General features: G+C 60.3%; 8 protein-coding genes and 1 riboswitch. Of the genes, 3 read left to right on the plus strand and 5 right to left on the minus strand.

Annotated features, from left to right (window positions below; translation table 11 throughout):
- Positions 1-18: 18 nt before the first annotated feature.
- Complete coding sequence (locus BN1137_RS08395; RefSeq protein WP_050718166.1) at positions 19-309, minus strand: PilZ domain-containing protein; 291 nt, start codon at positions 307-309, stop codon at positions 19-21.
- A gap of 88 nt (positions 310-397) precedes the next feature.
- Positions 398-488, plus strand: a riboswitch (TPP riboswitch).
- 53 nt (positions 489-541) lie between these two features.
- Between BN1137_RS08395 and thiB the strand changes: the two genes are divergently transcribed.
- The 3 genes from thiB to thiQ all read left to right on the plus strand — a co-directional run bounded on the left by thiB (position 542) and on the right by thiQ (position 3,902).
- Entirely contained in the window at positions 542-1,522 is a 981-nt protein-coding gene (gene thiB, locus BN1137_RS08400; RefSeq protein WP_050718167.1) for a thiamine ABC transporter substrate binding subunit, read from the plus strand.
- Positions 1,498-3,123 (plus strand): thiamine/thiamine pyrophosphate ABC transporter permease, encoded by a 1,626-nt coding sequence (gene thiP / locus BN1137_RS08405; RefSeq protein WP_050718168.1) that lies wholly within the window; start codon positions 1,498-1,500, stop codon positions 3,121-3,123. Before thiB ends, thiP begins: the two co-directional genes overlap by 25 nt.
- A gap of 71 nt (positions 3,124-3,194) precedes the next feature.
- Positions 3,195-3,902, plus strand: coding sequence for a thiamine ABC transporter ATP-binding protein (thiQ, locus tag BN1137_RS08410; protein WP_050718169.1), 708 nt, complete (start codon positions 3,195-3,197; stop codon positions 3,900-3,902).
- 69 nt (positions 3,903-3,971) lie between these two features.
- On the opposite strand, the gene BN1137_RS08415 is transcribed toward thiQ, so the two are convergent.
- The 4 genes from BN1137_RS08415 to BN1137_RS08430 form a co-directional block, all read right to left on the minus strand.
- On the minus strand, positions 3,972-5,342 hold the full coding sequence (locus BN1137_RS08415; protein ID WP_050718170.1) for a PhoH family protein: 1,371 nt from the start codon (positions 5,340-5,342) through the stop codon (positions 3,972-3,974).
- A 216-nt stretch (positions 5,343-5,558) separates the two neighbouring features.
- Positions 5,559-6,242 carry a TSCPD domain-containing protein gene (locus tag BN1137_RS08420; protein ID WP_050718171.1) on the minus strand — a complete coding sequence of 228 codons (684 nt, stop codon included), beginning with the start codon at positions 6,240-6,242 and terminating at the stop codon, positions 5,559-5,561.
- Positions 6,243-6,251: 9 nt separating this feature from the next.
- Positions 6,252-8,399 (minus strand): adenosylcobalamin-dependent ribonucleoside-diphosphate reductase, encoded by a 2,148-nt coding sequence (locus BN1137_RS08425; RefSeq protein WP_050718172.1) that lies wholly within the window; start codon positions 8,397-8,399, stop codon positions 6,252-6,254.
- Positions 8,400-8,611: 212 nt separating this feature from the next.
- Complete coding sequence (locus BN1137_RS08430) at positions 8,612-9,061, minus strand: early set domain-containing protein (protein ID WP_050718173.1); 450 nt, start codon at positions 9,059-9,061, stop codon at positions 8,612-8,614.
- Positions 9,062-9,545 lie beyond the last annotated feature (484 nt).

The following is a 9,545-nucleotide window of genomic DNA, read 5'->3' on the forward strand; positions in this document are numbered from 1 at the left end:
GTGAGATATATCGCTAGATCAGCTCAGAGGCAGAAACTCCAGCGCCAACAGCAAGCCCTTCTCTTCCTCCAGCACCCGCACTATGCGGGCCTGGACCTCGAACGGCGGCAGCAAGTTGCTGCTGGTGGCCAGGCTGATACGGATGGGTTGCTGCAGATCGAAGCTGTGTTCATTGACCTCCACCCCCATGCCGCTGGCGCTGAGATCCCGACAGATCCCCTCCAATACCAGCCGATGCTGAAAAAGGGTGACGGGGGCATTGATGACCATGCGCGCAAAGGCGCGCCTTTCCTTGGTGCTGGTGATCACTGGCTTCTCCTGGTGTCGTGGCAGTCGTTGCCTCGCTGGCACAAAGTTGTGCTGGCCTCCCCCAAAAAACGTTAATACAATGCGATTCGTTTCTCAAACGGGGTGCGGTTTACCGCTGAGATTATACCCGTGAACCTGATCCAGATAATGCTGGCGGAGGAATTTGAGGCATGGCGCTCGTTTTTTGCGCCCTCATCCGCTGGCAGCTCGCAACCCACAGGGAGTGCCATCGATGAAAACCCTTCTGCTGGTCGCCACCAGCCTGCTCAGTGCCCAGGCCTTCGCCGCCGATACCCTCACCGTCTACACCTACGGCTCCTTCGCCAGCGAATGGGGACCGGGTCCCAAGATCAAGCAGGCCTTCGAGAAAGAGTGCGGTTGCACCCTCAATCTGGTGGCGCTGGAAGACGGGGTCGCCATCCTCAACCGGCTGCGGCTGGAAGGCAAACACAGCAAGGCCGACATGGTGCTGGGGCTGGATGACGCCCTGGTGAGCGAAGCCAAGCAGAGCGGTCTGTTCGCCCCTCATCACACGGATCTGGCCGCCCTCAAGGTGCCGGGTGGCTGGCAGGACGATACCTTCGTCCCCTATGACTACGGCTACTTCGCCTTCGTCTACAACAAAGACAAACTCAAGACCCCTCCCAAGAGTCTGAAGGAGCTGGTGGAGCGCCCGGATCTCAAGGTGATCTACCAGGATCCCCGCACCTCCACCCCGGGTCAGGGGCTGATGCTGTGGATGAAATCCGTCTATGGTGACCAGGCGCCCGCCGCCTGGGCCCAACTCGCCAAGAAGACGGTCACCGTCACCAAGGGTTGGTCCGAGGCCTACGGCATGTTCATGGATGGCGAGGCAGACATGGTGCTCTCCTACACCACCTCCCCGGCCTATCACCTGATCGCCGAGAACAAGTCCCAGTACCAGGCCGCCGCCTTCGAGGAGGGTCACTATCGTCAGGTGGAAGTGGCAGCCAAGCTCGCCAGCGCCACGCAAGGCAAGCTCGCTGACCAGTTCCTGCAGTTCATGGTCAGCCCCGCCTTCCAGCAGGAGATCCCCAGCGGCAACTGGATGTATCCGGTAATAGACACTCCGCTGCCCAAGGGCTTCGAGCAGATGATCACCGTCGCCAAGCCGCTGAGCTTCACCTCTGACGAAGTAGCCGCCAACCGCAAGGGCTGGATCCGGGAATGGCTGCAAGCCGTCACCCAGTGATACCCCACTCTCGTCCTCTCTGGTGGCTGCCGGGTAGCGCAGCCACCTGCGTTATCCTGCTGCTCTCCCTTGGCCCCCTCGTCGCCCTGTTGTGGCAGGCAGGGGGGCTGCCGAGCACCCTGCTGGCAGATCCCTACCTGCGCCACGTGCTGGGCTTCAGCCTGGGGCAGGCGCTGCTCTCCACCCTGCTGAGCCTGGGTCTGGCCATTCCGGTGGCGCGAGCCCTGGCACGGCGCCGCTTTCGCGGCCGCCGCCTGCTGCTCAAATTGTTCGGCCTCTCCCTGGTGCTGCCGGTCATCATCGCCATCTTCGGCATAGTCGCCGTGCATGGCTCCCAGGGCTGGCTGCCCCACGCCCTGCGCAGTCTGGGGCTGGATCCCGGCAACTACCTGTACGGCCTGTTTGGCATCTTGCTGGCCCACGTGTTCTTCAACATGCCACTGGCGGCGCGCCTCATCTTGCAAGGCATAGAGAGCATTCCCGAGTCCTCTTGGCGCCTCGCCAGCCAGCTCGGCATGCGCTCCTCCCACATCTTCCGGCTGCTGGAGTGGCCCATCATCCGTGGTCTGCTGCCGGGATTGGCGAGCCTCATCTTCATGCTCTGCTTCACCAGCTTCACCACTGTGCTGGCGCTGGGCGGCGGCCCCAAGTCCACCACCCTGGAAGTGGCGGTCTATCAGGCCCTGCGCTTTGACTTCGATCTCGCCACCGCCGGTGGCCTGGCGCTGGTACAGCTGCTGCTGACCGCGGGCCTGTTGCTGCTGCAACACAAGTTGCAGACCAGCCCATCCAGTCGCCTCACCAGTCGTCGCCCCTGTTTACGACCGGACAGACAGCAGCCAGGCACCCGCTGGGTGGATGGTGCAGCCCTCACCCTAGGCCTCGCCATCTTCCTGCCACCGCTGCTGGCCATCGTCATCGCCGGTTTCAACCCCGGCCTGCTGACGGCGCTCGGCTCCTCCCGGCTGTGGCAGGCGGGGGGTCAGTCCCTCGGTATCGCTCTGGCGGCGGGAAGCCTCGCTACCCTGCTAGGCACCGGTCTACTGCTCACCAGCCGCCACTTGAGAGTACGGGATCGCAAGCGGCGGGCGGCGGCCCTGTGGGAGGCCAGCGGCTCCATGATCCTGATGATCCCGGCGGTGGTGCTGAGCACGGGCCTGTTTATCCTGTTTATGCCCTTCACCGATGTCTTCGCCCTCGGCCCCTGGCTGGTGGTACTGGTCAACGCCCTGATGGCGCTGCCCTATGTGCTGCGCACCTTGAGTGCCCCCATGCAGCTGGTGGTGCGCCAGTATGATCGGCTGGCAGATAGCCTGGGGGTGCGCGGTCTGCAACGCCTGCGCCTGGTCGAGTGGCCCCTGCTGCGCCGCCCGCTGGCGCTGGCCATGGCGCTCTCCATGATCCTGTCGCTCGGGGATCTCGGCGCCATAGCCATGTTCGGCAGCCAGGAGCTCACCACCCTGCCCTGGCTGCTCTATCAGCAACTTGGCAGCTACCGGCTGACCGACGCGGCGGCCACCGCCCTGCTGCTGCTCACTTTGTGCTTCTCGCTGTTCTGGCTGGTGGAGCGGGGTCTCGGGGGCAAAAACCTGGATGCGTGATAGTCGAGTTAGCTGCCCAAATGCGGGTCTACATGCGGTCTGCGCGACCAGCCATATCATAGGAGTCAAAGATGCTGTTAATTGATGATTTGGCAACCAGTTACCCTGATTGGCGCGTCAGCTTCAACGCCTCTCTGCCCAAGGGGGAGATCACGGCGCTGATCGGCCCGAGCGGCGCCGGCAAATCGACCCTGCTTGGCATGATCGCGGGCTTCGTGCCGGTAGAATCCGGTCGTCTTAGTTTCGATGGTATCGACCTGCTGCCGCTCGGCCCCGCCGAGCGCCCGGTCACCACCCTGTTCCAGGATCACAACCTGTTCCTGCACCTCTCGGTGTTCGACAACATCGCCATCGGCCTGCATCCCGGCCTGCGCCTGAGCCCGGCCCAGCGTGCCCAGGTGAAGGAGGCGGCAACCCGGGTCGGCTTGGGCGACATGCAGGATCGGCTGCCGGAGCAGCTCTCCGGCGGTCAGCAACAGCGGGTGGGGCTGGCCCGCGCCCTGGTGCGTGGCAAGCCGCTGCTGCTGCTGGACGAGCCCTTCTCGGCACTCGATCCCGCCCTGCGCCGGGAGATGCTGGCGGAAGTCGCCCGGCTCGCCTGTGAGCAGGGCATTACCGTGCTGATGGTGTCCCATAACCCGGAAGACGCTCAGCTCATCGCCGATCGGGTGCTGTTTATCGACGAGGGACGCATCGCCCTGCAGGGCACGCCGGATATACTGCAAAACAGCGATCACCCTGGCCTGCAGCGCTACCTGGGCCACTCGCACACGTCCTAGCGCGGGATCTCGGGATCAAAAAAGGGAGGCCAGTGGCCTCCCTTTTTTATATGAAGATGTTGCGTTAAATCAGAGGTTTTCCTCGGCGAAGGAGGCGAGCTTGCTGCGCACCACCCCGTTCAGGAAGATGTTGGCACTGCCGTCGAAATCCTTGAAACGCTCTACGATGTAGGTCAGACCCGAGGTCACCGGGCTCAGGTAGTTGGAGTCAATCTGCGCCAGGTTGCCGGAGCAGACGATCTTGGTCCCCTCACCGCAGCGGGTGATGATGGTCTTGATCTGGGACGCGGTCAGGTTCTGGCACTCGTCCAGCAACACGAAGGTGTTCTGGATGCTGCGCCCGCGCATGAAGTTGACCGATTTGAACTGGATGTTGGCCTTCTCCATGATGTAGCTGAGGGACCCGCTCATGTTCTCGTCCTGCTTGTGCAGCACCTCCAGAGTGTCGGTCACCGCCGCCAGCCAGGGCATCATCTTCTCTTCCTCGGTGCCAGGCAGGAAGCCGATGCTCTCGGCGATCTCCGGGGTGTTGCGAGTGACGATGACCTTCTCGTAGATCCCCTTCTCGATCACCAGCTCCAGCGCCGCCGCCATGGCCAGCAGGGTCTTGCCGCAACCCGCCGGGCCGGTCAGGATCACCAGATCGATGTGCGGATCCAGCAAGGCATCCAGCGCCATGCCCTGATAGACGTTCTTGGGATGAACGCCCCAGGCCTTGCGCGACATCAAGCGCTCACGGCCCAGATCCTTGAGACGGATCTTGTGACCATCGTGGCTCAGCACCCGGGCGGCGAAGAAGTTCTCCTCGTCCAGCAGGTACTGATTGACGTGTACCCCCTCCAGCAGATTGGCATCGATCACATGAACGGTATCACGGCCATGGGTCTCGCTGTCGCACTCGCCGACCCGCTCCCAGAAGCTACCAGGCACCACCTGGAAGCCCTTGGCCAGCAGGCGGATGTCATCGATCAGCTGGTCACTGCGATAGTCCTCAACGTGCGCAAGACCGGCACCCTTGGCCTTGAGGCGCATGTTGATGTCTTTGGTCACCAGCACCACCTGGCGTTTCATCTCGTGCTTTTGCAGATAAAGCGCGGCGTTGATGATGCGGTTGTCGGCCTCCTTGTCGGTGAACACCTCTGCATCCTGGGGCAGGTGGTGATCGCTGAAGATGGAGATATTGCCGCTCGCCTCACCGGCCAGCGCCACCCCTTGCACGATTTGCTCGGGGGTCGCATCGCGAAACACGTCTTCCAGCGCCCGGATGGCAACCCGGGCATCACGGCTGACGTCTTTCTGACGATCCTTGATGTTGTCGAGCTCTTCCAGCACCGTCATGGGGATGAGCACGTCGTGCTCTTTGAAGGAGTAAATGGCGAGGGGTTCGTGAAGCAGAACGTTGGTATCCAGGATAAACAGCTTTCGGTCCGTATTGTCCATAAGCATCCTCCTTGGCACTGAGGGTGCCACGTGTGTGAATCTCAGATGTCATTGAAACCACACGGCCGTGACAGTTTTATTACTCCTCACGCTACGCCCGATTTTACCAGCGCGCAACAAATCCCTGAGTCCCTCCAATCACTTGCACATAAAAGCATCAATAAAAAGACCGGCCCATCGGCCGGTCTGTTTCGCTCGTGCTCTGCTTGGCCGCAGTTAGCCACACTTCGAGTCGCCGCAGTTAAGACAGGTCATGCAGCCATCTTTCAGCACCAGCGCCTTGGCGTGGCACTTGTAGCAGAGCGCCGCATTGGCCGGGAAGCCGCTGCCAGCAGATTGTTCTACTACCTGCTGCTCGGTCTGCAGCTCTGCCTTCTTCTCGGCCAGGAAGGCCTGCTGGTGCTCATCCAGCCCGGTCGGCTTGAGCATGCCGATCTCGGTGAGATGGGTCTCGATCACGTTGCCAATTTCGGCGATCAAGGAGGGAACATACTTGCCCTTGTTCCAGTAACCGCCCTTGGGATCGAACACGGATCTCAGCTCTTCCACCAGGAAGGTGACATCCCCGCCCTTGCGAAACACCGCCGAGATGATGCGGGTCAGCGCCACTATCCACTGGTAGTGTTCCAGGCTCTTGGAGTTGATGAAGATCTCGAACGGGCGGCGCGTCTCGTGGACGGTGCCTTCGTTGAGAATGATGTCGTTGATGGTGATGAACAGCGAATGCTCGGAGACATGCTCCGGCGTCTTCAGCTTGTAGGTGGTGCCCATCAGCCGCTCCGGCCGCAGCACCGTCTCGTGCATGTGCACCACGTCATCCTGTGGAGCCAGTTCTTCTTGCGGCTCATCCTTGGTACGCACCTTGTAGGAGACGATTTTCTTGTCGATCTTCTTGACCATAATCTGTTCTCAGAATTTCCCGTAATAGCCTTCTTTCAAGGCGTCATAGAGGTTGGCGGCAGTGTGCAGCTCGCCATCGTATTCGATCTCTTCGTTACCCTTGACGGTGATGACGGAGCCATCTTCAAGGGTAAATTCGTACTGGGTATTTTCCAGATCCTTCTCCTTCACCAGCACCCCCTGGAAGGCCTCCGGATTGAAGCGGAAGGTGGTGCAGCCCTTGAGCCCCGAGTCCGAGGCATACATGTAGATGTCCTTGAACTGCTCGAACGGGAAATCGGTCGGCACGTTGGCAGTCTTGGAGATGGACGAATCAATCCAGCGCTGGGCCGCGGCCTGAATGTCCACGTGCTGGGCCGGGCTGATGTCGTCGGCGGTGATGAAGTAGTCCGGCAGCCGGGTCGCCTCCTCCTCACCATAGGGCATGGCATGGCGGTTGATAAGCTCGCGGTAGGCCAGCAGCTCGAACGAGTAGACATCCACGCTCTCCTTGCTCTTCTTGCCCGGCTTGATGACGTTGCGACTGTAGTGATGGGCGAAGCTCGGCTCGATGCCGTTGCTGGCGTTGTTGGCAAGGGACAGGGAGATGGTACCGGTTGGCGCTATGCTGCTGTGGTGAGTGAAACGGCCACCCACGTCGGCCAGCTCCGCCACCAGGGCGGGATCCACCTCGGCCACCTGCTGCATGTAGCGGCTGTAGCGAGCGTGCAGCACCCGGCCTTTGATCTTGTCGCCGATCTTGATGCCATCGGCGGCCATCTCCGGGCGCAGACGCAGCATCTTGCCGGTCACCTCGAACTCCTGCTCCATGATGGGCGCCGGCCCCTTCTCTCTGGCCAGGGCCAGGGATTCGCGCCAGCCCGTCATGGCCAACTCTTGTGAAACCTGCTCGGTAAAGGCAACGGAGGTGGCAGAGCCATACTTTACCTGCAGCATGGTGAGGGTCGAGCCGAGCCCCAGGAAGCCCATGCCGTGGCGACGTTTGTTGATGATCTCTTCGCGCTGCTTAGGCAGAGGCAACTGGTTGATCTCCACCACGTTATCCAGCATGCGGGTGAAGATCGCCACCACTTTGCGAAATGCCTGCCAGTCGAAGCTCGCCTGCTCGGTGAAGGGATGGCGCACAAACTTGGTCAGATTGACCGAGCCCAGCAAACAGGCGCCATAAGGCGGCAACGGCTGCTCACCGCAGGGGTTGGTGGCGCGGATCTCTTCGCAGAACCAGTTGTTGTTCATCTGATTGACCTTGTCGATCAGGATGAAACCGGGTTCGGCATAGTCATAGGTGGAGCTCATGATGACGTTCCACAGCTTGCGCGCCGGCAGGGTCTTGTAGACCTTGCAGGCAACCTGCCCCAGCTCGTTGATGACCACCCCTTGCTTGTTGGGCCAGTCGGCCCAGATCACCACAGCGGGATCGTCCAGCGCGATACCATCCTGCTCCACCTCTTTGGCGGTGTAGGGGAAAATCAGCTGCCAGGGCGCATCCTGCTTCACCGCCTTGACGAACTCTTCGGTAATGAGCAGGGAGAGGTTGAACTGGCGCAGGCGTCCATCTTCACGCTTGGCCTGGATGAACTCAATCACATCCGGGTGGCGGATATCCATGGTACCCATCTGGGCGCCACGGCGGCCGCCGGCCGACGAGACGGTGAAACACATCTTGTCGTAGATATCCATGAAGGAGAGCGGACCCGAGGTGTAGGCACCGGCGCCGGAGACGAAGGCACCACGGGGGCGCAGGGTCGAGAAGTCGTAACCGATGCCGCAGCCCGCCTTCAGGGTCAAGCCGGCTTCATGCACCTTGCCGAGGATGTCGTCCATCGAATCTTCGATGGTACCGGAGACGGTGCAGTTGATGGTCGAGGTGGCCGGCTTGTGCTCGAAGGCCCCCGCGTTGGAGGTGATGCGGCCCGCCGGGATGGCGCCGTTGCGCAGCGCCCACAGGAAGGGCTCATACCAGGCATCTGGCTCCAACTCCTGCTCGGCCAGGGCACGGGCGACCCGCTGGTAGGTCTCGTCAATGGAGCCATCGATGGGGGCCCCGTCCTTGCTCTTGAGACGATACTTGCTGTCCCAGATCTCGAGGGACGTTTCCTGCATGGGGATGAGGCCTGTGCCGAGTTCGGTCTCTAGCACGGGGTTGGATTTCGCCATTTTCAAGCCACCTTATGTGAATGCATCGACGCCATGACATAGGTTAAAAACACTACCAATAGATCAAGTTAAACATTTAAACACTATATATAGTAGTTCCCACATCATGAGGGCGCTGATTCTAATCCTAAAAAAACGCCCCGGCCAGCAGATTTCTGGGACGGGGCATTTAACCGATTCATTTTCCGAGAGATTTAACGCTCAGGGCTGACTCAGGGTTTCTTGACGTAAACCGTCGGCGCCTCACCGGCCATATTCAGATAGAACTCATAGACGCCATCCACTTCCGGCGAGAACTTCATATCCTCATACTTGGAGCAGGGATTGACCGGCACCGGCTCACCGCCCAGGGTGGCAACGCCATCACTCGGGCTCTTGTAGCCGAAGTTGGTGCCGCAGCTCCAGCTGGAGTCACCGAATTTGAACTTGTAGGGAGCCCACTCCTTCTTGAGGGTGCCCTTGGCCATGTAGAGCTTGTCGGCCACCTTGACCACCTTGGTCTCATCGTTGGCCATCCAGTCGTTCATCTCCCCACGCAGGTAGATGGACTTGCCGCCAAAATCGCTGTTGTCCGCCCCTTGTTCGGCGCCACCGCTCGCCGCACAACCGCCTAATACCAGGGTTCCCGCCGCCAGCATCATCGTTACTGTTCTCTTGAACATGTGTCCTTTCCTCAGATTATTGTGTTTCCTTGGCCCATCGAATGTGGGCAGACGAATTAAAGCAGAGCGGACCCGACAAGAAAGGTAGGGGTATCACATTCTGTACTTTTTATATTCAAAACAACGATAAACGGAAAAATATCGAGCAATGGGATGTCATGAAAAAGAGAGGGCTGAGAGGGCTCCAGATCATAGAGGCTTGCTGGCACGGCCTGCGCGCACCCGCTTCGAGTAATGGTGATTATCTGTCTGACCAGACCCGCTTCAGGCAATAGTGATTAGCAGCCTGATCACTAGCTGCCTGGCCACGCCCGTTTAGGGCAGTGGTGATTAGCTGTCGGACCCCACCCGTTCCAGAAAATGCTGATTACTGAGTGGCCGCGCCTATTTCGAGCAATAGTGATGATCAATGCAGGACATAGCCGCCCTGTATATGGGGGTGGAGAGAAGATGCGGGCAGACGTGGTAGTCCGGTAGTCCGGTA

Origin of the sequence: Aeromonas tecta (assembly GCF_000820185.1) — a bacterium.
Lineage (GTDB): Bacteria > Pseudomonadota > Gammaproteobacteria > Enterobacterales > Aeromonadaceae > Aeromonas > Aeromonas tecta.